Raw genomic sequence first — 24,212 nt, 5'->3', positions numbered from 1 at the left:
TCGAGTGCGTGTTGCTGACCCGCACCACCCCACCCGTCCCGTCGGCGACATTGCCCGAGGCGCCGAGGTCGGCTCAGCCGAGCGAGGGCTCGGGCGCCTCGTCGGGCTCCCCGTCGGTGCGTGCGGCCGGCACGCTGGCGCGCTGCTGCTCCGGCAGGCGGGCCACCGAGATGCCGACCCGGGCCACCCGGCGGCCCTCCACCGCCAGCACCCGCAGCAGCCAGCCCTCCTCGTCGGTACCGTCCTCCGGGTCAGCGCCGTTGCGGAACCCGCCAGCCGAGCGGCCCGGACCGGCACCGTTGCCGACCCCGGCCGGCTCTTCCGCGCTCGACACCGGCACCTCGTCACCGCGGACCGGCAGCCGGCCCAGGGCGGCCATCACGAACCCGCCGACCGTCTCGTAGGGGCCGGGTGGCAGGGCGAAGCCGACCCGTTCGGCGAAGTCGGCGAGGTTGAGCCGGCCGTCCACCTCGGTCGGCCCGCCGGTCGGCACCGGGTCGGGGGCGTTGTCGTACTCGTCGTGGATCTCGCCGACCAGCTCCTCGATCAGGTCCTCCAGGGTGACGATCCCGGCCGTGCCGCCGTACTCGTCGATCACGACCGCGAGGTGGTGCCGCTCGCGGCGCATCTCGGAGAGGGCGGCGAGTACCCGCTTGCTGCCCGGGATCTTCTTCACCTCCCGGGTCAGGTCCCCGATCGTGGTGCAGGCGTCGTCGTCCGGGCGGAGCAGTACGTCGCGCAGGTGCACGAAGCCGACCACGTCGTCGGAGGTGCCGTCGACCACCGGATACCGGGTGTGGGTCTCGACCCGGACGAGTTGGGCCGCCTCCTTCAGGGGCAGTCCGGCGGCCAGGAAGACCACCTCGGTCCGGGGCATCATCACCTCCCGGACCAGGCTGGCGCCGGCCACGAGTACCTCGTCGATGATCCGCCGTTCGACCGGGTCGAGCCGGGTGTTCGCGGCGACCAGGTCCCGGAGTTCCGCCTCGCTGATCTGCTCCCGACCCGCCGTCGGGCTGGCCCCGAGCAGAGCGGTGACCAACCGGGTCGAGCCGTCCGCCGCCCGTACGATGATCCGGGCCAGAGCCCGCGCGAGTGGGCCCGGTTCCCGTCGAGGACGCCCCGGCGATCGTCGCCGGGGCCCGGTACTGCCGCCGTCCCGCATGCCAAGGATGGTAGACACCGGAGGTGCCCGATGTGGGCACGTCCGGACCGCGTCATCCCAGCGGTCCGTGTTCGACTCTGTGCAGAATTGACAGAACATGGTGGAATGCTGGGACTCGGCACCGAACACGAAGACCGCACGGCATCGCCGACGGCGTCAGCACGGCGGTCGTGAGCCATCCAGCCGTCGTATCGAACCAGAAAGGGCACAGGCGTGAAACTGCTCGTCACCGGAGGCGCCGGTTACGTCGGCAGCGTCGTCACCCGGCTGCTGCTCGACGCCGGACACGACGTGGTGGTCCTGGACGACCTGCGTACCGGGCACGCCGAGGCGCTCGCCCCGGAGGTCACCTTCGTCCGGGCGGACATCGCCGACGTCGCCGGGGTGCTCACCCCGGATTCCGGTTTCGACGGCGTACTGCACTTCGCCGCGCTGATCGCGGCCGGCGAGTCGATGGTCAAGCCGGAGCTCTACTGGAAGGTGAACACCGTCGGCTCGCTGGCGCTGCTGGACGCCGCCCGGCTCGCCGGGGTACCCCGGATCGTCTTCTCCTCCACCGCCGCCGTCTACGGCAACCCGACCGAGTCGCCGATCAAGGAGACCAGCACCCCGCTGCCGACCAGCACGTACGGCGCCACCAAGCTCGCCGTCGACCTGGCGCTCACCTCGATGGCCACCGCGCACGGGCTGGCGGCGGTCTCGCTGCGCTACTTCAACGTCGCCGGGGCCTACCTGCGGGCACCCGCCGGGGACCGCCCCGGGGTGGCGCTCGGCGAGCGGCACGAGCCGGAGACGCACCTGATCCCGATCGCCCTCCAGGTCGCCGCCGGCCGCCGGGACAAGCTGCAACTCTTCGGGGACGACTACCCGACCGAGGACGGCACCTGCGTCCGGGACTACATCCACGTCGAGGACCTGGCCCGGGCCCACCTGCTCGCCCTGGAAGCGGCGAAGCCCGGCGCGCACCAGGTCTTCAACCTCGGCAACGGTTGCGGCTTCTCCAACCGGCAGGTGGTGCAGGCGGTCCGCGAGGTGACCGGGCACCCGGTGCCGGTCGAGACGGCCCCGCGCCGCTCCGGTGACCCGGCCGCGCTGGTCGCCTCCGCCGAACGGGCCCGGACCGACCTGGGCTGGATCCCGGCCAAGCCGACCCTGCCGGAGATCGTCGCCGACGCCTGGACGTTCTACCAGGAGCAGATCCTCGGCGGAGCGGCGTCGTGACCAGCCATCCCGACACCGGCCACCACCCGGCCACGACCAACCACCCCGACCGGCCGGTCGGGCCGGTCACCGACCGCGCCACCGCCGGCTTCTCCGGCGAGTACGGCGGACGTCCCGCCGGGGTATGGGCGGCACCCGGTCGGGTCAACCTGATCGGCGAACACACCGACTACAACGACGGTTTCGTGCTGCCGTTCGCGCTGCCGCAGCGCACCGTCGTCGCCGCAGCAGCGGAGAAGGGACGACGCTGGACGGTCTGGTCCGAGCAGGCCGGTGAACGGATCTCGTTCGGCCGGGCCGACGCCGCCGAACCGGGCCGGGTGACCGGCTGGGGGGCGTACGTCGCCGGAGTGGTCTGGGCGCTGCGCGAGGCCGGGCACGACGTACCGGTGGCCCGGCTGGCCATCGCCTCCGACGTACCACTCGGGGCCGGACTCTCCTCGTCGGCGGCGCTGGAGTCCGCGGTGCTGACCGCCCTGGCCGACCTCGGCGAACTGGAGCTGCCGCTCGCCGACCGGCCGGCGCTGGCCCAGCGGGCCGAGAACGGCTACGCCGGGATGCCCTGCGGGATCATGGACCAGTCCGCGTCGCTGCGCTGCCAGCCGGGGCACGCGCTCTTCCTGGACTGCCGGACCCTCGCCGTCGAGCAGGTGCCGTTCGACCTCGACGCCGCCGGGCTCGCCATCCTGGTGATCGACAGCCACGCGCCGCACCGGCACGTCGGCGGCGAGTACGCCGCCCGCCGCACCGCCTGCGAGTACGCCGCCGCCACGCTCGGGGTCACGGCGTTGCGGGACATCGCCGTCGACCAGCTCGACTCCGCACTGGCCCGGCTCGACGACGAGACGGTACGCCGCCGGGTGCGGCACGTCGTGACCGAGAACCAGCGGGTACTGGAGACCGTCGAACTGCTCCGCACCGGCCGGCTGGTCGAGATCGGGCCGCTGCTGACCGCCTCGCACCGGTCGATGCGGGACGACTTCGAGATCACCGTCCCGGAGGTGGACACCGCGGTCGAGGCGGCCCTGACCGCCGGGGCGTACGGGGCCCGGATGACCGGGGGCGGGTTCGGCGGCTGCGTACTCGCCCTGGTCGACACGGCAGCCGCCGAAACGGTGGCGTCGACGGTGACCGAGGCGTACGCGGCCGGCGGCTTCCGTCCCCCGACCGCCTTCACCGCGACCCCGGGCCCTGGTGCCGTACGCCTCGATTGACAACCCGAACCGGTCGTGCTCGGTCAGCCGCTGCCGAACAGATGGCGGGAGGTCTGCCGGATGCGTTCCTCGGCCTCCTCGCTGCCCGGCGTCGTGGCGATGTCCCTGATGTCGAAGCCCGGACCGAGCACCTCGCGGTAGCGCGCGTTCACCCGGTCGTTAAACGCCCCCTGCGCCCGCTCGATGGTTTCCACGATGAGGCGTGCCAGAGTTTGCGGGTCGTACCTCCGGTAGACGGCCGGGTCGAGCCACAACCTGGAGATCTTTCCGCCGGCCACCGTGACCCGCACCAGGCCGTCGACAGTCTCCGCCGAGGCGTCCGCCGCCGCCACCTCGGCCTGGATCTCGCCAAGCTGGTTTCGCACGTCGTGGAACCGTTCGAGCATCTCTTCGAGTCGATGGCCGTACTCGCCTCGAGACATCCGTCCCCCGCTCAGCTATACGGATCTTCGGTCCTGGGTTCCCAGGCAGTATGGTCACCCGGGAAGGCGCCCGGGATGTCGTCGCCGCCAAGTTCGTCGACCGCGGTCGCGGCATGGATGCGGGGACCGATGTTCTGCATCGCCTCGGTCATCGCCTCCAGTCGCGGCAGTATCGACGCGAAACCCGCGATGATCAGAGCGACCGCGCCGATTATGACGCCGACGATCCCGACGATCAGGCCGACCACCGCTCCGACTCCGGTGATGCCGGTGTACACGGCGATCACGGCGCCGACGATTCCCAGGATCAATCCGATGACTCCCAGGATGTATCCGACGATCTCGTACCAGCGGACTTCGAAACTCTCGGCAACATCGACCAACGCCGACCCGACGACCTGTAGCGCGGCAGCCTCGTCGTCGATCGCCCGCTCGATCGTCGCCATGTAGTTGACAAACTGCTCGTACGCCTCGCCCGTCCAGCGATCCTGCACGGATGACAGCAGCATCTCCGTCAAACGCTCCGCATGCTCTTCGAGCATCACCTGGGCGGCGACCTTCTCCCCGCCGGCTCCCCACACGTTCTCGCCTGCCGCCTTGAGCCGATCAGTATCGACCCAGGACAAGTCTTCGAGATATCGGAGCGGATCGTCACATCCCACCGCTCGCGCGATCGACGACAGTTCACGGACCTCGGCGGGAATGACCAGAGCCATCAGATGAACCGCCTGCGGGCGCTGCGGTCAGCCCAATCGTAAGATCGCGCGACCTCGTGCAGGTTGATGTCGGTGATCCGCAACTGCTGAACGATCTTGTTGTTCCGGACTGCTGTGGCCTGGCGGGCCGCATCGTAGACCTGACTGAGTCTCTCCAGATGCCAACCAAGCGCGACCAGATACATCATCTTGCCGCCCCAGACCCGATCTTCGAGCACGGCATCTCCGAGAAAGATCCGCCGATTGAGATCATCGAGATCGTCGGCGACGGCGGAACACCTGACGCCGTACCATCGGAGTGCGTCAGTGTCGGTCACAAAGCCGCTATCTGCCATTGACCCCCCTCACCATCAAGTACGAGTATTCCTCACAGTCAATGTCGATGGAACCCGACAGGAGTAGCTGTGACATCGGCCCGACCCGAACGCATCCCGGAGGACGTGCCGTTCGTCGTCCGAACCGACCGCCGGAAGTTCGCGCTCTGGTTCGGCGGCATCACCCTCGCCGGCTATCTGCTGCTGTGCTGCGTCGTCGGCTCGGTGCTCTACCTCGGTGCCCGCGACCTCGGCACGTCCCCCGGGGTCACCGTGGCACTGGTCGCGATCCCGCTGCTCGCCCTGGGCCTGCTGCTGACAGTTCCGGTGCTGGTAGGACACCACCGGTTCGTCGGGCGTGGTCCGCTGCTGGCCGCCGACCGTACCGGCCTCTGGGTGCGCAACGTCGGCTTCCTGTCGCGTCCACAGTGGCTGCCGTGGGAGGCGGTCCGCGCCGTGTATCCCAGACAACAGGGTCCGGAGAAGCTGATCTGGATCGAAGCCGACAGCCGCTATCCCGGCCTGCCGCCGGGCACCCGACTCGTGGTCACCACGCTGATGTCCGACCATGACGCCCGGCAGATTCTTGTCGCGCTCGCCGGACTGGCGGCCGGACGGACCGTCGTCCACCCACCCGGTTGACCGCCGGCGCGGCCCGAGGGCCATACCGGCGCTGACCACACCACAACCTGGACGCCTCGCTGCTCGACGCGCCGGACGCCTGAGGCCCGCTCAGGTCACGAGATCACGAATCGGCTGGGCTCACGCAGCACGTCGAGCGCGGCGGGCAGATCGGCCAGCCGGGTGGCAAGGGTGGCAAGCGCCAGCCGCTGTGGTAGGGCGGTGTTGAACTTGAGCCCGGTAAGTGCCTTCTCATCGACCTCCGGCAGGCACAGCCGGTCCACAGCGTCGACGACTCCACCACGCCACTGCGCCGGGGTGAGATCCCGGCGAAGCCGAAGGTAGAGATCGTTGTGCTCCTGCACCGGATCGGTAAGACCGGCCAGGGTGCTGGTCAGGGTGGCGTTGGTGCGGAAGCCCGCCCAGGTCCACCAGTGCACGTCACCGGAGGCGAGACGGGTGATCACCGTACCGCCCGGATGCACGGCCGGCAGGTGCAGCTCCCGAAGCTCCGCAAGCTGATCGGTGGCTCGTCGGGTGAGCGCCACGGGTGGGTCCGCACCGAGCACCACCTCGCGCATCGCGCGGCCCAGCTCGAACGAGAGCCCGGCCACTCCCGAGCCGGTCCATCGGGCCTTCCCGCCACTGTCGACAGGCTCGACGAAGCACCGGCGGCGCTTCCAGTCGATGTAGGTGACCTGCCAGCTACGGCCGGCGAGGAGAAGCCGACGTGGCCCATGTACCTGCTCGGTCAGCAGGCTTGGGTCGATCCAGCCAAGCTCGGTACGTCCGGCGAGCACCGTGAATTCGGGTGGTGCGGTGAAGACCGCGGTCATGGCCATGAAGTGACGGTGTCCGAATCGCAGCTCGGCCTCAGGGCCGATGAAGAGCATGTCTCCGTCACGTTGCAGGTACCCCTGTTCGACGAGGTACCTCATGATCACGTCGGCGGTCCTGGTGAAGGGCTCGAGCCCGTTCCACCAGTCGTGCCACACCTGTCCGCCGACCTGGCGCTCCTGGAGACACAGCGCCAGGATCTGCTGTGCGACGATGTGCCGTGGTTCGGGCGGCGCGACGACCGGCTCCACCCAACCCCGCCCCCAGAGCAGCAGCAGGCCGGCCGCTCGGAGCAGGCTTGGCCGGTCGGGCGCCAGGAAGAGGCAGTTGCGGGTCGTGCCAGCTCGCCGACCGGTACGGCCGAGGCGTTGCAGGAACGATGCGACGGATCGCGGTGCGCCCAACTGGATGACGCGGTCGAGGTCACCGACATCGACACCAAGCTCCAGAGTGCTGGTGGAGACGATGACACAGTCCCGGGCCTCGGAGAATGCCTGTTCCGAACGTCGCCGCTCGTCCAGCGCGAGGGAAGCGTGCGAGAGGAACGTGGTGACGCCCTTCATCCGGAGAAGCTGCCCGAGTTGCTCCACCTCCTGGCGGGACTCGCAGAAGACCAGCCGCTTCTCGCCGCGGTGCAGGGCCGCGATCACGGTCGCGGCGTTCTGGAGGGACCCCACGTAGTCCAGCTCGATCTGGCCAGTGGGAACTGTGGCGACAGGTTTAGCGGACGCCGTCACTGCTGAGTGAGGGGACGCCGAGTCGAGGTGGGGCGCCACGACCCGCCCCGGTCTACGCCCCGACCCCGCGCCCTGTAGCCAACCGAGCAGTTCCGGTGGATTGCCGACGGTCGCGGAGAGCCCGATCCGCTGCACCGGCCGGCCGATCGCGTGACTGAGTCGTTCGAGTACGGCGAGCAGATGCCAGCCCCGGTCGTCGCCGGCGAATGCATGGACCTCGTCGACGACGACCGCCCGCAGGTCCGCGAAGAGCCGTGCGTGATCGACGTTGACGCTCACCAGCATCGCCTCGATCGACTCCGGCGTGGTCAACAGGAGATCCGGCCGGTCGCGCAGGATGGCCTGACGGGCCGAGGCCGCCACGTCACCGTGCCACACCGCGACGCGGCGACCGAGCCACGAACTGTAGGTGGTCAACCGCGGTTCGAGGTTGTTCAGCAGCGCCTTGAGCGGGCAGACGTACAGCACCGAGAGGCCGGTCCACTGCTCGTCCGCCATCCTGGACAGCATCGGGAAGACGGCTGCTTCGGTCTTGCCGCTGGCGGTCGCGGCGAGCAGCACCGCGTCGTCACCAGCGAGCAGCGGAACCAGCGCGGCCTCCTGCAACTCGCGAAGTTGCCGCCAGCCGAGCGTGTTGACGATGTGGTGCAACAGCACCGGATGGAGACGCTCGGCTGCCGGACTGCCGTCCTCGCCCGGACCGTCCTCGCCGGATCCGTCGTCCGCCGGATGGCCGGCAGTCGCGGTCACGGCAGGTCCAGGGCGATTTCGTCGGCCCGGGTAGCGTTACGTTCCACCTCGGTCAGCTCCGCGTCGGCCACCGTGAGTGCGAAGTCCCGGCGCGGATCGAAGTCCGGGTGCAACTCGATCGGATCCAGTACCCCGGCCACGAGCTTCTTCAGGAACAGCCGGGGAGCGATCCCGACCTTGCCGCCGAGCCGACCGGCCAGCGCGGTGGCGAGGTCGGCCAGGTAGGCGTCGTCGGCGAGCCGGACCAACCGGTCCCGGGCCGAACTGCCGTCGGCGAAGAGGTCGCGCACCCGAGCGCCGAGTTCGACGAGCGCGTCAACGGTGAACCCGGGCAGGCGCAACTGCACGGCTCGGGGGTTGTCGAAGCGGGGGTCGGCGGGAAAGTCGGTGGCCAGCCGACCGGCGAGCGGCGCCAGCCGGGCCACTCCCTGCGGCCCGTCGTAGAAGGCCGGGGTACCGGTGATCACGAGATACAGGCCGGGGAAGCGGCCGGAGTGCACCTCGTCCACGAGTTGCCGGAGCGCGTTCAGCGCCTTGTCCCGAGCGTCCGAACGGACCCGTTGCAGGGTTTCCACCTCGTCCAGGACCAGCAGCAGGCCCGGATATCCGCAGTCGCGGAGCACCACGAGCAGCCCTTGCAGGAAGCCCAACGCGCCGAAATGGTCGAGATCGCCACGGATCCCGGCGTGTCGACGGGCCGCCGCCGAGACGTGCGGCTGCCCGCCCAGCCAGGCAAGCACGGCGTCCGCACCGGCCGCGTCACCGGCGGCGACGGCGGCCCGGTATCCACGGAGCGCGTTGGCGAACGTCGGCGCGGTCCGACCCACGACACCGAGCCGCTGACCGAGCAGTTCCTCGACGGCCCAGTCGACCGCCGCCTGGTCACCCGGGTCAACCGTCCCGCCGCCGAGGATGTCGTCCTCCAGCGCGTAGAACCAGGCGTCGACGACGGCCCGCAGCGCGCTGGGCGGGAACGTCGCGGTGGTCAGCCGCTCGGTGAGACGGCGGTAAACCGTCTCCAACCGGTGCAACGGAGTCTCGTTCTCCGAGATCTGCACCTCGGCGGTGGCGAGGTTGGCCCGCTTGGCCTGTTCGCCGAGCCAGCGGGCGAAGAAAGTCTTGCCGGAGCCGTACTCGCCCCGGATGGCCTTGAACACCGCGCCACCGGTACGGACCGTGTCGATCTCCTCGGCCACCGCGGCGGAGAACCGGTCCAGGCCGACCGCGAGCAGGTCCAGGCCGGATTCGGGTACGGCACCGCGCCGCAGCGCATCCAGCACCTGGCGACGCCGTGCGCTGCTCACCCGGGTACTCATGACCGCCTCCCCGGCCCCGGCAGTTGGAACTGCTCCCGCAACAACGCCAGGTCGAGCCGGACGGTACGTCCGTCGTCGACCAGGGACAGCACAGGGAAACATCAGGGTGGAGGTGCTACTGCTGGAACAGCTCCTCGACGAGGTCCGCGCCGGCCGGCTCCGGGTCCCCCGCTTCCAGCGCCCCTACGTGTGGCACCCCCACCAGATGCTCGACCTCTACGACAGCATCGAGCGCGGGTACCCGATCGGCAGCATCCTGGTCTGGGAGACCAGCCGGTCACTGCCCACCCTCGACCGGGTCGCCGGCATCGAGGTCCCGCCCGCCCCGGACGGTCCGGTCGCGTACCTGCTCGACGGGCACCAGCGGCTCTCCACCCTCTTCGGCACCCTCGTGCACCGCCCCGAGCCGGCCGGCACCGGCCGGGACCGACAATGGTGGATCTATCGGACCCTCGGCGCCCCGGACCAGCGCGACCTGCTGTTCCAGCACTGGGGCAAGCACGCCCCGCCCGCCGACCTGCTCCCCATGCAGGCGGTACTGCGCACCGTGGACTTCCTGGCCCACGCCCGCCGCCTCGCCCGCGACCCGACCACTGCCGGCAACTCCGACGCCCTCGTCGACGAGGCCGAGCAGGTCGCGCAGCGGATCAAGGCGTACAAGATTCCGGTGATCCGGCTCTTCGGCGGCGACCTGGAACACGCGGTCGAGGCGTTCTCCCGGGTCAACAGCAGCGGCCGGCAGATCAGCCCGGACCAGATGGTCTCCGCGCTGACCTACCAGGCCGAGCACGACGAAACTCTCACCGACCGCATCGCGTCGATCCGGGAGAGCATCGCCGACAGCGGATTCGGAGACGTCGCCGCGGAACCGGTCTTCCAGACCATCGTGGCGATCACCGGCGAGGACGACGTCCAGGGCGCCCGCTGGACCGCCCTCGCCGACCGGGTCGGGAAGACCCTCGACGGTGTCGTCGCGCAGGCAGAGGTCGCCCTGCACCGGGCGGTACGGTTCCTCAGGTACGAGGCGGGGGTGCCGGTGGCCTGGCTGGTGCCGTACCCGCAGCAGCTCGTTCTGCTCGGGCTCTTCTTCCACCACCGGCCCGACCCGGACGGCGCGCAGGGCCGGGCCCTGGTCCGCTGGTTCTGGAGCACCTCGTGGTCGACGGTCTTCGTCGGCGGCAACGCCTTCCAGCTCCGCCGCGCCCTGCACCAGATGCGGGCCTTCGCCAACGGCAAGGCGGAGCTGAGCCTCCAGGGCCAGTACGCCCAGCCACTGCCGGATCGGTTCGACACCGAAGACGGCCGGGTACGCGCCTTCCTGCTCTGGGAGCTGAACCACTTCGGTCAGCGCTATGGGCTCGACGGTGAACCGATCGAACTGGTCGACCTGCTGGCCCGCTCCGGACCCGCCGCCTACCGCCGGATCGTCACCGGGACACGGGACGCCGCCAACATCGCCAACCGAATCGTCCTGCCCACCCCACCCGGCGCCTCAGTACGCGACGCCCTGCGCAACCTTCCGTTGAAACTGCTGCGGCCGGTGACGGTCAGCCACGGCATCCCGCCGGCAGCGTTGGCTCAACTGCTCGCCGATCACCGCGACGGCTTCATCCGGGAGCGCACCGCCGCCCTGGTCGGCCTGGAGCAGGGCTTTATCCAAGAAATTGGCGGCGAGGATCTCACCTGGGACACCACCCCGGAAGACGGATCCTGATCGGAGGGCCGGGTGGTACGAGCATCGAGGTTATCCACAGGTTCCCGACTGTAGGGTGACGAGACAGTCGCGCATCGTGCTATAACCTCCGAGGCAATTTCACCTGTAATCGGGGGTAACGGGATCATGGAGACAACCGAGCCGGGATGGCGGCCGGAGTATCGCGGCGCGGACGGCAGCGTCGGCGATGTCGGCTCGGGTAGGGAACTCGGCGCCCACCTCTACTACCTCTACCGGTCCGGCCGCAACGAGCTACCCCAGATCGCCAAGACCTACGCCGACGTGGCCGTGATGGTGCATCGGACGGCCGGGGCGATGGAAGGACAGTTCGACCTGCCCGAGCGGGGCATCGGCCCGGCCCAGCAGCGTCTGCTGGAGTTGCGCGCCGAGGTGCAGGACGTGCTGCGGCTGACCTCGCTGCGGATGTCGGAGGTCGGCGCCGCGCTGGTCACGATCGCCGACCGGTACGCCGCCACGGACGAGGGGGCTGCCAAGGAGTTCAGCCGGCTCCTGGGCAACAACGCGTCGGACTACGAGCGTCCCGCCCTCGCCCCGCCCGATCCCCCGGCCCCCGGGGATCCACCCCTGGCAGATCCCCGCATTCCCCGCAACGTCGTTGACTGACCTGGCCAGACGGGAGACGCCATGGTCGACAACTCGATCCCCTTCGACTATCGCCAGATGCACCAATACCTGAACGAGATCGGCACCTACCTGGCCGAGTTGCACTACATCGACCAGGTGTTCGCGTACATGCAAGAGATCGAGTCCAGTTCGTTCGACATCTTCGCCGAGGTAGCCGCTCTCGGGAGCGCGCCCGGTTCCTGGATCAATGTGGAGTTCACCGGGACGGTCTCCTTCAGCCGTATGTGGCGCGTGCCGCCGCCGTTCCCGCCACGCCTGATCTGGCAGGATTCGATAGAGGAGGAGATCCAGAAGCAGGTCGAGGAGTACCAGACGAAGGCCGCAGGATGGGCTTCGGACAACATGGACTCGATCAGAACGATGGTCAAACCCCTGGCTCATCCCACCGGATCCGTCTATCTCAACGAGATCATACAACCGGTGCGGGACGCACTGGCACGGTTGGAGGACTTCGTGCCCCACGATTTCGGCAAGCTGCGGTTTAGCCTAGGCAACTGGTCCGGTGAGGCGGCCGAAGATTTTGCCAGCAACTTCTACGACCCGTTCGAGCACACCCTGGCAAGCCATCAACGGATGCTCGCCTCGCTCGTCGCCGGCCTGGAGGCCGCGCACACCACCGTCGGCCTCACCCAGCAGAGCCTGATGAACGTGCTGCACGCCACCCGCGAGGCGCTCCTGGAACAGTTGCACCGACGCCCCCAGCAGGCGGCAGCGCAGCAGCAGGAGCAGTCCACCAAGCACGTCATGATCATCGTCAGCGCGTTCGTACCCATGGCAAAAGGCCGGGATCTCTGGGCCAACAGCCTCGACATGGCCAGCGCCAGCGCCTCCGCAGTGACGAGCGCCGCAGCACCAAACCCCATGGATGAGCATGCCCTGACCGGAGGCACCGCCGAAGAACTACTCCACGCCTTGACCGATGCCATCACGCTGATCGATGAGAACTCGGAGAGGCAGTACTACGCCCTCAACGACGACGTGCAGACCGTCCTCTTCCGGATGGACGTGATCCGGGATGTCCCGGACGGCAAGGACGGACGTCTGGTGCCCCCACAGCCCCGGCTGCTCGACGGCACCAACAGCAGTGACTTCTATCTACCGCAGGCCCAATGAACGGAGTTGTCGGCATGCACGTGCGCCGTCGAACCCGCTATCCCATCGCTCGACGCTGGACAGCACTGGCCGCCGTGGCCGCCCTCGTGATGAGCGGATGCGATTCCGGCCCGGAGCCGACCAAGACCCAAGAGCCACGCGTAACGTATGGGCAGCCAGCCGCAGACATGTGCGAGGGCATGAAGATGGCAGAGGTCGCGGCGGAGTCCGGCCTGAAACTCAGATCCTCCGACGATCCGACAGTAACGTTCGACACGCGTGGTAGCGACGTCTACCTGAACTGCGGCGTCAGTGCCTATGACGAGAGTGATCGCTTCCGCACCGAGATCGGGAAGTTTGAACCGAGGGGTACCGTCAGTCTGCGGACCCACCCGACTCACGAGGATGCCGAACGCGACCACGAGTCGAAGGTGTTCTCGCTGAAGACTCACGAACGAGCCGGCCAGTTCAATGCGTCATCCCAGCAGATCAGTGGCTGGTGGGACGAAGGGGTCTACGTCCAGTTGATGCTCCCGATGGATCCGAAAGAGTACCCGAGCATTGAGAACCTCGACGCTGCTGCCGTAGAGGTGATCTACGAACTCCGGCATGGAAACCTTCTCGTCAACACGGATCTGCATGCTCGGGCACCTACCCCGCAGATCGAGCAGGTTCTCGCCTTCCTTCGTGAGTTCGCGGAAGCCATCACCAAGGAGGCGGTGTCCCACCTCTCCCGGACCGGACCGAACTGATTCGTGATGACAAGGTTCTACAACCCCTCGCCCAACCGGGTGCACCCGCCGATCGCCGGTTTCCACCACCAGGCCGAGGTTGGCTCACCGCGCTGGTTGGTGCTCTCCGGCCAGCTCGGGATCCGACCTGGCGGACATGTGCCGGACGACTCGATCGAACAACTGGTGATCGCGCTCGACAACGTCCGTTGGAACCTGTTCGCCGCTGGCCTGCAGGTCAAGGATGTCGTAAAGCTGACCATCTACCTTGTCGGCGACATCGACATGGATCGGCTGCGAGCAGAGCTCGCCCGCTGGCTCGTCCGCCACAAACCGACCCTGAGCATCCTGTTCGTCGCCGGGCTCGTCGGTCCCAGTTTCCGAGTGCAAGTAGACGCCCTGGCCGTCCACTGAATCGTCAGGGGCCGGCTCGGTCACCGGGGCGGTCGGCCGTTCCGGTGTTCGTTCGCCACCCAGGCGTCCGGCAGCGTGACCCACTCGTCCTGGGCCACCGGCACCACGGCAGCGTCGAGCCGAGGAAGCTGGCCCGGATCCTCCACCGGGCAGAGCAGCCACACCGCGCCCGCCCCGCCCCGGGCCAGGTCCGCCAACTCCTCCAGCAACTCCATCGCGCCGTACCGGGCCAGCGGCGCGGCGTCGAAGAGCAGCAGCGGCAGCCGGCGGTCCGGCAGGGCCAGCAGTTCCGGCCGGAGCTGCTGCCAGGTCCGGGCCGCGAACTCGGCGAGCTTCAACGCGTCCCGGGAGTTCGGGTCGGCCGCGTCGGCGGCGAGCACCGTCTCCCAGGTCGGCTTCGGTCGGGCCTCGACCAGGGTACGCAACTGCGCCAGGAACCGGCCCGCCACATTGCACGCGCGGGCGTTCAGCCGGTTGACCAGTTCCTGCTGGGCGTCCGGATACCGGTCGGTGCGCACCGTCAACGCCCTGAACCCGCCCTCCTCGCCGGTACGGACGAGTTGCTGCTCGGCCCGAAGCGCGGCGGCCAGCTCCGGGGAGGCCGCGTTCCATACCGTCATCCTGGTGTCGGTCGACCGCCGTCGGTGCGACGACATCCTGGTCGACGAGCCGGTCCCCGGTCGGGCGTGATAGGCCCTGTTCCGGTAGATCAGCGGGAACCCGGCCTCGGCAAGGAGATGATCCAACCGGGGATGACTCGGCAACGACGGCATCTCGGGAAACCGTGCCCGGACCCGCTCCTGGATGTCCTTCTCGCGCAGCTCGGCGGGCCGGTTACCGACCGACGGCGGCACCAGGCCGGCCTGGGTCAGCCGCAGCGCCCGTACCGGGTCGAGGTCGCGGGGATAGATCTCCAGCCGGGGTGAGGCCGCCGCCCGCGCCGAAGCCACCGCAGCTAACTGCACCATCCGCCGGTCGTCGAGCCGGAAGCCGCCGTCGCCGACGTTTCCGGTGACGGCGGCCAGCTCACGCAGCACCGTCGCCGGGCTCGGCAACACTTCCAGCTCGGCGAGCCGGTCCGCCGCCTTCCCGAGCGCGTCGGCGAGGTCGAGCAGGGCGGGTGCGGACGGCGTGTCCGGCGATTCGTCGGTCGCCACCTCCAGGGCGATCAGGAGACGGTTCCGATTCCGACTATCCGGCGCCGGATCGCCGTGCCGTCGTGCGGCAAACCTCGGCTCCGCCGACAGCGGGTCGATCTCGACCGCCGCCCGGACCACCGCCAGCGCGACCGCCCGGCGTACCGGCTCCGCCTGTTCTGCCGAACCTCGCCGCATCAACAATGCGGTGGCCAGCTCGGTCGCCTTCATCACCCGGCCGCTCTCGGCGAGCAGGGTGATCAACTCGGCGCGAACGCTGGCCAGCACCGGATCGGCGTACCAGCGCTTGCGCTCGGCCATCAGGTACTGCGCCACCCGGCCCGCGGTCACCTCGATCCGCTTCGCCACCTGGGCCTGCAACGGCCACGGTGGCAGGTCCGACAGGTGACCCGACTCGTCGGGCAGGCCGAGCAGCAGTCGTACCGCCTCTACCTGCTTCTGGTTCGGATGCTGCGGTACCAGGAAGGCAGTGACCGCGTCGAGCCCGACCCGGGCGAGGTCCGCTGACGACCTGCCGTCGTGGCCCGGCTCTGCCTCCCCCCGTATCGTCTCGGCGGCGATCTCAGCCTTTGCCTCCGTGCGGTTCCGCGACGGCAACGCCGTGGAATCCGGCTCGCCTAGTCGGGCGCGCCAGTCCCGCAGCCGTTGCTGCAACTCACCCCGGGTCTTGGCGCCGAGACCCGGCAAGGTGAACAACTGCTTCGAACCCAGCCCGAGCAGGTCGCCGACGGTGGTCGCGTCGAGCCGGTGCGCCGCCGACACCGCCCGAGGGGTGAGGCCGGAGGCTTCGAGTACGGTTGCCCGGGTAGCCTTGGCTGCCGCCTCGTCGCGGTCCGCGACCGTCGTCTCGACTTCGGCGTCCGGGTGGTCCGAGCCGACCGGGGCGGTGTGGTCGGACTGCCGGAACGCCTGCTGCCAGGCGTCCCGCATCTCCTTCAGCGACGCGTGCCGCCGCGTGGCGTCCCGATGCAGTGCCCGGTGGAAGAAGCCGACCAGTGCGTTGCGGATCGCCGGGTCGAACGCCTCGACCGCGAGTACCGGCGGCCCCTCGGTGTGTAGCGGGTTGGTGTGGTCGTCGCCCCAGACCGGAATCTCGCCAGAGGCCATCTCGTGCAGGGTGACCGCGACCGCGTACCGCTCGGCCTGCTCGTCGTAGACCGGCCGCGTGGTGGTGCCGAGGAAAGGGTCGATATACCGGGGCGTGCCCGCCTCGATCTCGTCGACCGGCAGTGCGGCGAGCGAGAAGTCGAAGAGGACGAGTTGCCGGGTACGGTTCGGCCGGATCCTGATCGCGATGTTGTCCGGTTTGATGTCCCGGTGGAAGATCCCCTCGCCCTGAAGGTGGTCGACCGCCCCGAACAGATAGTCGGAGTACGTCTCCAACTCATCGACGGTGAGCCGGCCGTCCTCACGAAGCTTCCGAGCCAGTGTCACCTCGCCAGCGTGCTCCAGCACGATCATCGTGCGTGGCGGCACAGGGATCGGATCCTCCCGGGCCAGCCGGATCACCCGGGAGTCCTTGTGCAGCCCTCGCAGCACCCGGGCCTCGTGCACCAGCCGGTTCGCTTTCTCGTCGGAGAGCGCGACCTTCAGCACCTCCAGGGCGCCGGTACGGGTGTTCTGCGCCAGGAAGGCCCGGGAGGTCGAACCGGTGCCGAGCTTTTTCTTGATCTGCCAGTCGGCTACCGTGTCTCCGATCTTCGCCTCGAGGACGTCGATCTCTTCCTCGGCGACGGACGGAGGTGCGGTGAACTCCTCCTCGACCAGTTGGAGCATCTCCAGCAGCTCGGCCACCGAGGAGAGCCGGCGAGCCGGTATCGGAGTGGTGGCCGCCTGCACCAGCTCGTCCATGAACTCCGAGACCGAGTCGACCATCGACGACGGGCGTAGACCGTCCTCCTTCGCCAGCCGGGCCAGCAGTTCGGCCCGGCTGGCTGCCGGCGGCTGACCAGACAGCAGGAGATAGGCGAGGGTGCCCAAACCGAAGACGTCCAGCGCCACCGGGTCCGGCAACGGTGCGCTCAACTCCGGCGCCAGGTACGCCTCTGCGGAACGTTCCAGGTGCGGCCCGAGCCGCGACGACTGGGAGATGCGCAGCGCGTCCGCGCTCCCGCCGACCGAGTCCGGTCCACGGGTGGCCGCCTGCCAGTCGCTGATCTGGAGGTGTGGGCGCAGCCACGCAGCCTCTTCCGGCTCTCCTCGCTGCCGCTGGCCCGGCATGACCAGCACTCCGCGGGCGGAGAGGCTCCGGTGGTGGAGACGCCGGCCGTGGGCGTAACCGATGGCCTCCACCAGTTGCCGGACCATCCCGATCCGGGTACCCACGTCGAGGCGCTCGCCGTGCTGCACCATGAAGTGGTCGAGCCGGACCGCGCGGGGATCGTGCCGAAAGATGAGTGCCGGGCCGCCCTCGTGCGGCTCCATCGTGTCGACCTGCACGATGCCGGGATGGCTGATCCCGTGCAGGGCGATCATCTCCCGCCGGGCGGCTCGCTCGATGCTGGCCCGTTCCGCCTTGGCGGAGTTGCGTTCCAACAGGTAGATCCGGATCCGGCGGTGCTCGTGCGCGAACTGGGCGTGCTCCGCCAGATGATCCTGCCAGGTCGGGCCGACATCGAACGGCTTGGCCTCGAGCTGCCACGAGCCGACCTGCTCGTACCGGCGGCTTCGCGCGATGCCCACCTCCTTGAGGAGCTTGGGCAGCGCCTTCGACAGGTCCGGCGTCACCTGGCGGCGCTCGTCGCGGGGTAACGCGCCGAGCAGCCCGGTCCAGATCCCCGGCAGTGGCCCGGCCGGCTGTCCTGGATTCGGCTCTGGGCCGTACACCCAGTGCAGCTGATGCTCGTCGAGCTGGACCTGGAGATCGGGTGCGGAGAGGAACACCGCGCCCTGGATGAACGGAAGCCTCACCTTGAGCTTCTGCTTCGCGGCCTGCCGGTCGAGCAGCGAGCGGAGCCGCTTGGCCTTGAGGTCGGCCAGGTGCAGCGGGTTGTCGAAGGTCCGGACGGACTTCTGGTTGTCCGCTATCCAGTTCGGACCGCTGTTGGTCAGCCGGCCGTGCAGGCTCTTGATCTCGATGAGGTAGAGGCCGCTCCGGGCTGCCACCAGCAGGTCGATCTCGTAGACATGACCGGTATCGGCGGTGAAGGTGAAGTTCGACCAGGCCCGGTATGGCTCGGCGTCGGGCAGATGCCGGCGGATGTACTCCAACGCCGCCCGTTCGTGGTCGAACTGCGACGGCGTTATCGTCGTCCACCGGCCGTCCTGCATCGGTGCACGCCCCCTGTCAGGTCCATGCCGCTGTTCCTGGCCCGGGCGGGGCAGCGGCAGGCATCCCAGCGTAGTCTGCGTGTCCATCCGCGCGCCCGGGTCACCGGCGTGTGGCGCTCGGTAGCTGGCTCGTCCGGCGGCCCTTGGGACTCGGCCCCGTGCTACAACCGGTCAGCCGGCCTCGACGATCATTCCGGCCCCGACCGTACGGTTGGTGGCCTTGTCGATCACGATGAAGCCGCCGGCCGGACGGTTGCGCCGGTATGTCGGGTGATGCCGGCGGCATCGCCCGACGGGCAGCGGTCGCCGTCCGTGCCGGGGGCCTTCCCGGGTCGGGGAGGGCCCCGGGCTGCGGACTGCTCAGCGGCGGCGCCAGGTCAGCGAGAAGCCGAACACTCCGGCCACCGCCGCCAGTACCCCACCGATCGTGGTCCAGATCCAACGGGTCGAGAACGCCGGTACCCAGTCGAAGGTGCCGCCGTCGGCGACCGCCGCCGGGCTGGGTGACGCACCGGACCCGTCCGCCGAGGTCAGCACCGCGCCGGGCCGGGCCGGCGGAGCCAGCGGCGCCCGCAGCTCGCCGTCGTCGGCGCTGGACCCAGCGTCCGTGGTTCCGAGCAGCAGGTCGACCTCGACCGGCAGACCGAGGTCCGCCTCCGGCAGCTCGACGACCGACAGCTTGGCGTAGTACGTCCCGGGCAGCGGGTCGCCGGACCACGGCTCGGCCCAGGACCGTACCCGGCGCAGTACGCAGCCGAGGCGTACCTCGGTGGCGTCCTTGGCGGCCGTCGGCGTCTGCGTGCCTGCCGTGCACGCCTGCCTGCGGCGCAGCCCGTCGAACACCTCGATGCTCCACGTCGACGGGCCGGACCGCTTCGCGTCCCCGGGAAAGCGGAGTGTCGCCGCGATCTCCGTCACGTCGCCGGCCTCCCCGGGGAACGACCAGTACAGGTAGTCGCCGGTCGAGGCGTCGAGGCGTACCGGTTGGCCGGCGGTGACCGGTGCGGCGCTGAGGAAGGACGTGCCGGCCCGATCCAGCGGAGTCGCTCCGGGTGACGGGGTGGGCTCGGCAAGTGCGGCGGCCGGGTACAGCACTCCGGCCAGGATGGCCGGTACCGCCAGGGCTGCCGCGACGGCGGCGGGTCGAATCCGGGTACGCATCAGTTCGTCCTCCAGGTCGCGATCCACCACCGGGTCAACCAGCCCACCAGTACGCCACTGACCAGGCCGGCCACGGTCAGCACGAGCAGCAGCAACCAGCCTCGGCCGAGCCCCGGCGCGTCGGGCGTACGCGAGTCGGCCACCACGTCCACGACCAGCTCGAACGGCATCCCGGGCTGGCCGTCCGCCCGGTCCACCGGTGCGAACGAGTTACTGATCACCAGGCAGACCTCGATGGTCCGAACCCCTTCGTCGTCGGCATCGGCGTCCGGCTCGGCGCTCGTCTCCTCTGGTTCGCTCGCCGACCAGCGCAGCCCGGTGGAGAGCACGTCGGTACGCCCGCTGCCCGCGTCCGTACCCCGGACGAGTTCCCGCCCGTCGGCGGCGGTGGCCCGCAGCAGCACCCCGTAGTCGCGGTGGACCGGGCGGTCCGGCGTGACGCTGACCGCCGCCCGCAGTTCCTGCCCCTCGGCCACCGGCACCCGGTACCACCGGTGCTCGGCGAACTTCTCCCGGTCGGTGTAGACGCCCGGCCCGAGCAGCGGCGCACCGGCGCATTCACGGCCACCGGCGACCGGCGCCGGGGCGGGGGTGTTGGTGTCTTCGGCCCGCCGCACCAGTTGTTTGATCCGGTCGGTGAGTTGCTCGGAACTCTGCGCCGCCGCGTAGGTTCCGCCGGTCGCGCCGGCGATGCACAGCAACTGCCGGCGTACCTTCTCGTCGGGTGCGAGGCCGAGGGTGTCGACCACCAGTTTGGTGCCCTGGGCTGCCAGTTCCCGGGCCACGTCGCAGGGGTCCGGTGGGGCGCAGGTGTCCTCGCCATCGGTGATCAGCACGATCCGCCGGTTGCCACCGTCGGTGCCGAGATCCTGGGCCGCCCCGCGCAGCGCGAGACCGATCGGCGTGTGCCCGGTGGGCCGCAGCGTGGCGATCGCCTCCTTGGCGGCGGCGCGGTCCACCGGCCCCACCGGTACGAGCTGCTGGGTGTCCCGGCAGGCCACGGTCTTGTTGTCGCCCTTGTACGTCGCGCCGAGGACCCGGATGCCGAGCTGCGTGCCGTCCGGCAGTGCGTCGACCACGTCGTTGAACGCCTGCTGGGCGACGGAGATCCGGCTCCGGCCGCCGATGTCAGCGGCCCGCATCGACCCGCTGACGTCGAGCACCAGCTCGACGCGGAACGGTTCGGCGGCGGGCTCGGGCTCGGCGGCCAAAGCTGGCGCTGTCGCAAGGGGACAGAGGACAGTGGATAGTCCTATGAGGACAAAGAAGGATCGTGGTCCGTTGATCACCGGGACATCCTAGTGATCAACGGTTGTCGCTGACCGCCGCTCCCCTCACCCGTCCCGCCGCCGGCACGGGCGGGGCCGAGCCGTCAGTCGGCCTCGACGATCATGCCGGCCCCGACCGTACGGTTCGTCGACTCGTCGATCACGATGAAGCCACCCGTCGTACGGTTGCGCCGGTATTCGTCGGCGAGCAGCGGCACCGTGGTACGCAGCCGTACCCGGCCGATCTCGTTGAGCCCCAGCTCGGTGGCGGACTCGTCCCGGTGCAGCGAGTTCACGTCGAGCCGGTACCGCAGGGTGCGGATCACCGCCCGCGCGGACCGGGTGGTGTGCTTGATGGCGTACTTGCCGCCGACCCGCAGCGGCTTCGTCTCGTCCATCCAGCAGATCATCGCCTCGATGTCCTGGGCCACCGCCGGAGCATTGGTCGGCCGGCAGATCAGGTCGCCCCGGGAGATGTCGATCTCGTCGGTCAGTCGCACCGTCACCGACATCGGCGGGAACGCCTGCTCGACCGGACCGTCGGCGGTCTCGATCGCGGCGATCCGGCTGGTGAACCCGGACGGCAGCACCATCACCTCGTCGCCCGGCTTCAACACGCCCGAGGCGACCTGCCCGGCGTACCCCCGGTAGTCGGTCACGGTCGTCGACTGCGGACGGATCACGTACTGCACCGGGAACCGTACGTCGACCAGGTTGCGGTCGCTGGCGATGTGCACGTGTTCGAGGTGGTGCAGCAGGGACGGGCCTTCATACCACGGGGTGTTCTCGGAGCGGGTGACGATGTTGTCGCCGTGCAGCGCCGAGATCGGCACCACGGTCAGGTCCGGCGCCTCCAGCTTCGCCGCGAACGCGGTGAACTCGTCGGCGATCCGCTCGAACACCTCCTGCGACCAGTCGACCAGGTCCATCTTGTTCACACACAACACCAGGTGCGGCACCCGCAGCAACGAACACAGGAAGGCGTGCCGGCGCGACTGCTCCACCAGCCCCTTACGCGCGTCCACCAGGATCAACGCCAGGTCGGCCGTCGACGCCCCGGTCACCATGTTCCGGGTGTACTGGATGTGCCCGGGGGTGTCGGCGATGATGAACTTCCGCCGGGGGGTGGCGAAGTACCGGTACGCCACGTCGATGGTGATGCCCTGCTCGCGCTCGGCCCGCAGCCCGTCGGTGAGCAGCGCCAGGTTGGTGTACTCGTCGCCCCGGGCCGCGCTGACCGCCTCGACCGCCTCCAACTGGTCGGTGAAGAGCGACTTGGTGTCGTAGAGCAGCCGGCCGATCAGGGTGGACTTGCCGTCGTCGACGCTGCCGGCGGTGGCGAACCGGAGCAGGTCCATCGCACGCGTCTCGGTCGGCACCACGGTCGTGGCCATCAGAAGTACCCTTCCCGCTTGCGGTCTTCCATCGCCGCCTCGCTGACCCGGTCGTCGCCCCGCGTGGCGCCGCGTTCGGTGATCCGGGTCGCGGCCACCTCCTCGATCACCAGCTCGACGGTGTCCGCCGCCGACCGGACGGCGGCGGTGCAGGAGGCGTCGCCGACGGTGCGGTAGCGCACCTGCTCGACGAAGGGCTTCTCCCCGGCCCGGGGCGAGATGAACTCGTTGACCGCGTAGAGCATGCCGTCCCGCTCGACGACCTCCCGCTGGTGGGCGTAGTAGATCGACGGCAGCGCGATCTTCTCCCGGGCGATGTAGTGCCAGACGTCCAGCTCGGTCCAGTTGGAGAGCGGGAAGATCCGGATCGACTCGCCCGGATGGTGCCGGCCGTTGTAGAGCGACCACAGCTCGGGGCGCTGGTTCTTCGGATCCCACTGGCCGAAGTCGTCGCGGAAGCTGAACACCCGCTCCTTGGCCCGGGCCTTCTCCTCGTCCCGCCGGGCGCCGCCGAAGAGCGCGTCGAAGCGGTACTTCTCCACCGCCTCCAGCAGCACCGGCGTCTGGATCCGGTTGCGTACGCCGTCGGCCGGCTCCTGCACCAGCCCGGACTCCAGCGCCTCCGGCACGCTGGCCACCACCAGGTGCAGCCCCAGCTCGGTCACCCGCCGGTCGCGGTAGTCCAGCACCTCGGGGAAGTTCTGCCCGGTGTCGACGTGCATCACCGGGAACGGGATCCGGGCCGGCGCGAACGCCTTCTCGGCCAGCCGGAGCATGACGATCGAGTCCTTGCCGCCGGAGAAGAGCAGCACCGGCCGCTCCAACTCGGCCACCACCTCGCGGAAGACGAAGACGCTCTCGGCTTCCAGCGCGTCGAGATGGGAGACCCGGTAGGCCGCCGGCGAGGTCATCCCGTCACCTCGCCGCGGGCGGACGGGCTCCGGCGCCCCGGCGCCGAGCTGGCCGATCCGCTCGCCGTGGCTACCCATGCCGGCACTCCGCACTGAACTGACTGACTCGCTCGCGTCGCTCATGCCGGCACTCGTTCGTGCTGCTCGCCCATGGGATTTCCGGACCCTCCCGGTCGGTTAAGTCGCCATGCCCCGGCTTAGGGTACCCGGAGGTGGCGCTGCAACGCTGCGAGCAGCCGAGGAGCGAGATCCTTTCGGCACACCACCAGATCCGGCAGGCGGGGATCGGCCTGGTTGTATTTCAGCGCGGATCCGTCGATTCGGGAAGCGAAAAGCCCGGTGGCCGTCGCCACAGCGACCGGAGCCGCCGAATCCCACTCGTACTGGCCGCCGGCGTGCACGTACCCGTCGACCTCACCACTGATCACGGCGGCGATCTTCGCGCCGGCCGAGCCCATCGGCACCAGCTCGGCGCCGAGTTCGGCGGCCAGGTCGGTGAGGAAGACCGGCGGTCGGCTCCGGCTCGCCGCCAGCCGGACCCGCCGGCCGATGCCGTCCGGGCCGCCTGATCCGGTGTGCCCGGTCGCCGCCGCCAGCGTCATCGGCGGGTACGCCGGCGGTTGGTCGGTGCCGAGCACCCGGTGCTGGGCGGGCAGCCCGACCGCGGCGCCGACCAGCCCGTGCCCGGTGCCGGCCCGGCGGGCCCAGAGCGCCACGTGCACCGCCCAGTCCGTCCGACCCTCCTCGGCGAACTCCCGGGTACCGTCCAGGGGATCGATGATCCAGACCCGGTCGGCGCCCAGCCGGGGCGCCACCTCCGGCTCGACCTCGGCGGCCCAGGCCAGCCGGGCGCCCTCGTCCTCCTCCGACAGCACCGCGTCGGAGGGTCGCCACCGGGCCAACTCGGTGCGGAGGAGGTCGTGCGAGACCTTGTCGCCGGCCGCCTTCAGCGCCCCCGGGTCGGAAAAGCCCAGTTCGGCCCGGAGTTCCAGCAGCGCCTGGCCAGCCCGACCGGCCAGCCAGCGGGCGAACTCACCGTCGATCACGGGCGGCGCGGCCATCAGCGCACCTCCACGGAGCCGGCGTCGCCGGCCGCCTGACACGGAATCATCATTGTCAGCCTCCTCACCCGCGGCGAAGAC

21 protein-coding genes are annotated in these 24,212 nt (G+C 69.7%); 8 read left to right on the top strand and 13 right to left on the bottom strand.

The annotated features are described in order from the left end of the window. Positions 1–73: 73 nt before the first annotated feature. A complete protein-coding gene (locus Pma05_RS15535; protein WP_203858121.1) occupies positions 74–1,165 on the bottom strand; it encodes a hemolysin family protein in 1,092 nt (363 codons plus the stop codon). A 213-nt stretch (positions 1,166–1,378) separates the two neighbouring features. On the opposite strand from Pma05_RS15535, the gene galE reads away from it, so the two are divergent. Together galE and galK are read left to right on the top strand one after the other, a co-directional pair. After that, a complete protein-coding gene (gene galE / locus Pma05_RS15530; protein WP_203858120.1) occupies positions 1,379–2,386 on the top strand; it encodes a UDP-glucose 4-epimerase GalE in 1,008 nt (335 codons plus the stop codon). Further along, positions 2,383–3,600 carry a galactokinase gene (gene galK / locus Pma05_RS15525; RefSeq protein ID WP_203858119.1) on the top strand — a complete coding sequence of 406 codons (1,218 nt, stop codon included), beginning with the start codon at positions 2,383–2,385 and terminating at the stop codon, positions 3,598–3,600. The genes galE and galK overlap by 4 nt, the downstream gene beginning before the upstream one ends. 23 nt (positions 3,601–3,623) lie before the next feature. Here the strand turns inward: galK and Pma05_RS15520 are convergent, their stop codons facing one another. Genes Pma05_RS15520 through Pma05_RS15510 form a run of 3 tightly spaced genes read right to left on the bottom strand, consistent with a single transcriptional unit; the run spans position 3,624 to position 5,073 of the window. Further along, positions 3,624–3,986 (bottom strand): YbaB/EbfC family nucleoid-associated protein, encoded by a 363-nt coding sequence (locus tag Pma05_RS15520; RefSeq protein WP_203858118.1) that lies wholly within the window; start codon positions 3,984–3,986, stop codon positions 3,624–3,626. A gap of 47 nt (positions 3,987–4,033) precedes the next feature. After that, complete coding sequence (locus Pma05_RS15515; protein ID WP_203858117.1) at positions 4,034–4,738, bottom strand: WXG100 family type VII secretion target; 705 nt, start codon at positions 4,736–4,738, stop codon at positions 4,034–4,036. Beyond that, on the bottom strand, positions 4,738–5,073 hold the full coding sequence (locus Pma05_RS15510) for a hypothetical protein (RefSeq protein WP_203858116.1): 336 nt from the start codon (positions 5,071–5,073) through the stop codon (positions 4,738–4,740). The genes Pma05_RS15515 and Pma05_RS15510 overlap by 1 nt, the downstream gene beginning before the upstream one ends. Before the next feature lie 69 nt (positions 5,074–5,142). On the opposite strand from Pma05_RS15510, the gene Pma05_RS15505 reads away from it, so the two are divergent. Beyond that, positions 5,143–5,694, top strand: a complete 552-nt coding sequence (locus Pma05_RS15505) for a hypothetical protein (RefSeq protein ID WP_203858115.1) — start codon at positions 5,143–5,145, stop codon at positions 5,692–5,694. 95 nt (positions 5,695–5,789) lie between these two features. On the opposite strand, the gene Pma05_RS15500 is transcribed toward Pma05_RS15505, so the two are convergent. From Pma05_RS15500 to Pma05_RS44405, 3 genes are read right to left on the bottom strand one after another with little or no spacing between them, the layout of a single operon-like run. After that, positions 5,790–7,997: a DEAD/DEAH box helicase gene (locus Pma05_RS15500; RefSeq protein ID WP_203858114.1), complete on the bottom strand. Its 2,208-nt coding sequence runs from the start codon at positions 7,995–7,997 to the stop codon at positions 5,790–5,792. Next, positions 7,994–9,313 (bottom strand): BREX system ATP-binding protein BrxD, encoded by a 1,320-nt coding sequence (gene brxD, locus Pma05_RS15495; RefSeq protein ID WP_203858113.1) that lies wholly within the window; start codon positions 9,311–9,313, stop codon positions 7,994–7,996. The genes Pma05_RS15500 and brxD overlap by 4 nt, the downstream gene beginning before the upstream one ends. After that, positions 9,310–9,405: a hypothetical protein gene (locus Pma05_RS44405; RefSeq protein ID WP_486357911.1), complete on the bottom strand. Its 96-nt coding sequence runs from the start codon at positions 9,403–9,405 to the stop codon at positions 9,310–9,312. Before Pma05_RS44405 ends, brxD begins: the two co-directional genes overlap by 4 nt. A 14-nt stretch (positions 9,406–9,419) precedes the next feature. Here Pma05_RS44405 and Pma05_RS15490 point away from each other — a divergent pair, with 14 nt between their 5' ends. From Pma05_RS15490 to Pma05_RS15470, 5 genes are all read left to right on the top strand, one after another. Then, positions 9,420–11,027, top strand: coding sequence for a DUF262 domain-containing protein (locus Pma05_RS15490; protein WP_203858112.1), 1,608 nt, complete (start codon positions 9,420–9,422; stop codon positions 11,025–11,027). A 126-nt stretch (positions 11,028–11,153) separates the two neighbouring features. Continuing rightward, complete coding sequence (locus tag Pma05_RS15485) at positions 11,154–11,651, top strand: hypothetical protein (protein WP_203858111.1); 498 nt, start codon at positions 11,154–11,156, stop codon at positions 11,649–11,651. A gap of 21 nt (positions 11,652–11,672) precedes the next feature. Beyond that, the gene (locus tag Pma05_RS15480) at positions 11,673–12,785 is read left to right on the top strand and encodes a hypothetical protein (RefSeq protein ID WP_203858110.1); all 1,113 of its coding nucleotides are present in this window, start codon (positions 11,673–11,675) and stop codon (positions 12,783–12,785) included. Beyond that, positions 12,782–13,516, top strand: a complete 735-nt coding sequence (locus Pma05_RS15475) for a hypothetical protein (protein ID WP_203858109.1) — start codon at positions 12,782–12,784, stop codon at positions 13,514–13,516. Before Pma05_RS15480 ends, Pma05_RS15475 begins: the two co-directional genes overlap by 4 nt. Positions 13,517–13,522: 6 nt before the next feature. Further along, entirely contained in the window at positions 13,523–13,909 is a 387-nt protein-coding gene (locus Pma05_RS15470; protein ID WP_203858108.1) for a RidA family protein, read from the top strand. A 20-nt stretch (positions 13,910–13,929) separates the two neighbouring features. Here the strand turns inward: Pma05_RS15470 and pglW are convergent, their stop codons facing one another. The 6 genes from pglW to Pma05_RS15440 all read right to left on the bottom strand — a co-directional run bounded on the left by pglW (position 13,930) and on the right by Pma05_RS15440 (position 24,131). Continuing rightward, the gene (pglW, locus tag Pma05_RS15465; protein WP_203858107.1) at positions 13,930–18,336 is read right to left on the bottom strand and encodes a BREX system serine/threonine kinase PglW; all 4,407 of its coding nucleotides are present in this window, start codon (positions 18,334–18,336) and stop codon (positions 13,930–13,932) included. A 360-nt stretch (positions 18,337–18,696) separates the two neighbouring features. Then, on the bottom strand, positions 18,697–19,497 hold the full coding sequence (locus Pma05_RS15460; RefSeq protein WP_203858144.1) for a peptidase: 801 nt from the start codon (positions 19,495–19,497) through the stop codon (positions 18,697–18,699). Further along, positions 19,497–20,786, bottom strand: a complete 1,290-nt coding sequence (locus Pma05_RS15455) for a VWA domain-containing protein (RefSeq protein WP_203858106.1) — start codon at positions 20,784–20,786, stop codon at positions 19,497–19,499. The genes Pma05_RS15460 and Pma05_RS15455 overlap by 1 nt, the downstream gene beginning before the upstream one ends. 83 nt (positions 20,787–20,869) lie before the next feature. Beyond that, positions 20,870–22,159 (bottom strand): sulfate adenylyltransferase subunit 1, encoded by a 1,290-nt coding sequence (locus Pma05_RS15450; RefSeq protein WP_203858105.1) that lies wholly within the window; start codon positions 22,157–22,159, stop codon positions 20,870–20,872. Then, positions 22,159–23,070, bottom strand: coding sequence for a sulfate adenylyltransferase subunit CysD (gene cysD / locus Pma05_RS15445; protein WP_203858143.1), 912 nt, complete (start codon positions 23,068–23,070; stop codon positions 22,159–22,161). Before cysD ends, Pma05_RS15450 begins: the two co-directional genes overlap by 1 nt. Positions 23,071–23,267: 197 nt before the next feature. Further along, positions 23,268–24,131, bottom strand: a complete 864-nt coding sequence (locus Pma05_RS15440) for an inositol monophosphatase family protein (RefSeq protein WP_203858104.1) — start codon at positions 24,129–24,131, stop codon at positions 23,268–23,270. Positions 24,132–24,212 lie beyond the last annotated feature (81 nt).

Source organism: Plantactinospora mayteni (genome assembly GCF_016862935.1).
GTDB lineage: Bacteria > Actinomycetota > Actinomycetes > Mycobacteriales > Micromonosporaceae > Plantactinospora > Plantactinospora mayteni.
This window is presented reverse-complemented; position numbering and strand designations above follow the sequence as displayed.